Raw genomic sequence first — 2,637 nt, 5'->3', positions numbered from 1 at the left:
TCTTAAGGCAAAAAATAACTTTCATGACTCTCATCCTTTTTGCTAATATGCTGGTATCCTGATAAATAAGTATGATAGATCATTCCGAACTCCGGTATCTATCATACTTTCTTCATGAAAAATGAGCATCTGTCATTCCTGTTTTACTGCTTTTATTGCTTAATCTTTCCCAGTATTTGCCCGCACATAAATTATATGGCTGCCGCTTCCAATGGTGTCGAGTACCCCTTCTTTCACCCAACCGTTCAACTCATTCAGCGCTTTGTTCTTCAGGAGTCCCGTCAGTTGCGTATATTCCTTGCGTCGTATCATCGGACGTTCATCCAGAAATCTCTCCAACCTGCGACGACGTTCTTCCACCGGAATTTCGGCAGAATGTGCAAATCCCGACTTCGCTTTTTCTACAAATCCGCGAACCTTCTTTCGGAAAGAAGATGAAGGACGAAAATTTACATTGTCGAAATAGATGGACTGCGCATGTATCTCTTTGGCATCCATTACCGGACGTGCTTTCAACTTGGCTGAAAAATATCCGAGGTCGCCCAATTGAACGTGATAACCACTGATTAAATATTCAGATATTTTATTTTCAATAGCCAGCTGAACTCCTTCGATGTCTGCCGGGGTAAAACTGGAAGCCTGGGCGATCTCTTTTACAATGCGTTGAAAGTCGATAGTCCCGTTCGATACGATGCGGGGATACAACGGCTGTTTATCTTCATCTTCTTTTGAAGACGGCTTTTTGCGAAAATCATACTTTGCGTACATCTCTTTTCTTTTATTGGTTAATGTGGGTGAAATGCCTTTTCAAAGGCGCTCTAATGCTTGTTTTGCAGTAAGATAACCTACCTCTGCTGCCTGAATAATCAGCTTGGAGCAGCTGCCTTTTTCGGGCACACATTTGTGGGCTGTACAGCCCGCGAATGTAAACTGCACAGCCCGCATACATGGGCTGTACGGCACACGTATGCGGGCTGAAGTCTTACTGCCTGCAAAGATACATTATCCCGGCTTTATTTGCAAATTTAGTAAGTATTATTTCTGTAAAATAAAGCCGTATGATGTGGCAAATAAAGATACGGAAATTTGTTTGGACGAAGTGCTTGTTGTATCTTTGTATAGTTATAGTGCAGCTTTCCCTTTTACTAGAATGAATAATAAAAAAAGATGAAAATAACATTAGTCAGAGACGATGGCAAGGTAAATACCTTACGGACGTTGAAAATAGAACTCCTTCTGGAGCAGATGAAAACGGAAGTCAAGGCGCAACCTGTCTCCAAAATGAGGGAAGCTTTGAGATATACTCTTCCGGGAAATTCGATTGAAGGGGTGCGTAAGGTTCCCAAAGTGATTCCTGCCGCAGCTTTTGTCCGTAAAGAAGGAGTGATGACTTTGAACGAATATAACGGCATAGTGATGATGGAAGTCAATCATCTTTCGGGAAGGACGGAAGCCGACGAGATAAAGGAATTAGTCAAAGAGTTTCCGCAAACGTTCCTCGCTTTCACAGGCTCCTCCGGTAAATCAGTCAAAATATGGGTACGGTTCACTTATCCGGACGATCGCTTGCCGGTCTCACGCGAGCAGGTAGAGCTTTTTCATGCGCATGCTTATCAGACGGCCGTGAAATATTATCAGCCGCAACTGCCTTTTGATATTGAACTGAAAGAACCGTTGCTCGAACAATATTGTCGGTTGACGTACGATCCCGAACTTTATTTCAATCCGGAAGCGATGCCCATTTACATGAAGCAGCCCGTCAGCCTTCCCTCCGAAACGGCTTTCATCAGGCGAACGCGGGAAACCGATTCTCCTTTGCAACGAATGGTGCCCGGATATGAGAACTATGAAGCGTTGTCGGTGCTTTTCTCCGCTGCATTCAACAGGGCACTTGAGGAACTGGACGGATATCGGGAGGGAGACGATATACAACCGTTGCTGGTGTGTCTGGCGGAGCATTGCTTCCGGGCGGGTATTCCCGAAGAAGATACTGTGCGGTGGACGAAGGCGCATTACAGGCTCCCTTCGGACGAGTTGCTGATTCGCGAAACGGTGAAAAGTGTATACCGGACTGCCAAAGGATTCGGAAAGAAGAGCAGTTTGACGGCCGAACAGCTTTTCGCCATGCAGATGGATGAATTTATGAAGCGTCGTTATGAATTCCGATACAATGCGTTGACCACGGAGGTGGAATATCGCGAACGGCATAGTTTCAACTTCTATTTTCGCCCGGTAGACAAGCGGGTATTGGCGAGTATTACGATGAACGCCATGTGTGAAGGAGTGAAAATGTGGGACAGGGATGTCATCCGTTATCTGGATTCCGACCATGTGCCTATCTATCATCCTGTGGAGGATTTTTTGTACCACTTGCCTCGCTGGGATGGTAAAGACCGGATTCTGGAACTGGCTAACCGCGTTCCCTGTGATAATCCGCACTGGGCACCGTTGTTCCGGCGATGGTTCCTGAGCATGACTGCCCATTGGATGGGGATGGATAAAAGACATGCGAACAGTACTTCGCCTTTGCTGATTGGCCCGCAGGCATACCGGAAGTCCACTTTTTGCAGAATGCTTCTTCCTCCTGCTTTACAGGCGTACTATACGGACAGCATTGATTTCAGTCGGAAGCGGGAT

2 protein-coding genes are annotated in these 2,637 nt (G+C 45.9%); one reads left to right on the top strand and one right to left on the bottom strand.

Features of this window, described 5'->3' with window-relative positions:
- Positions 1-159: 159 nt before the first annotated feature.
- Positions 160-768, bottom strand: a complete 609-nt coding sequence (locus BHV72_RS00055; protein ID WP_005682669.1) for an HU family DNA-binding protein — start codon at positions 766-768, stop codon at positions 160-162.
- Positions 769-1,167: 399 nt separating this feature from the next.
- Between BHV72_RS00055 and BHV72_RS00050 the strand changes: the two genes are divergently transcribed.
- The coding region (locus BHV72_RS00050; protein WP_286853216.1) for a BT4734/BF3469 family protein at positions 1,168-2,637 on the top strand (1,470 nt) is incomplete at its 3' end.

This window comes from Bacteroides sp. 43_46, assembly GCF_001915455.1.
In the GTDB taxonomy this organism is placed as follows: Bacteria; Bacteroidota; Bacteroidia; order Bacteroidales; family Bacteroidaceae; genus Bacteroides; species Bacteroides caccae.
This window is presented reverse-complemented; position numbering and strand designations above follow the sequence as displayed.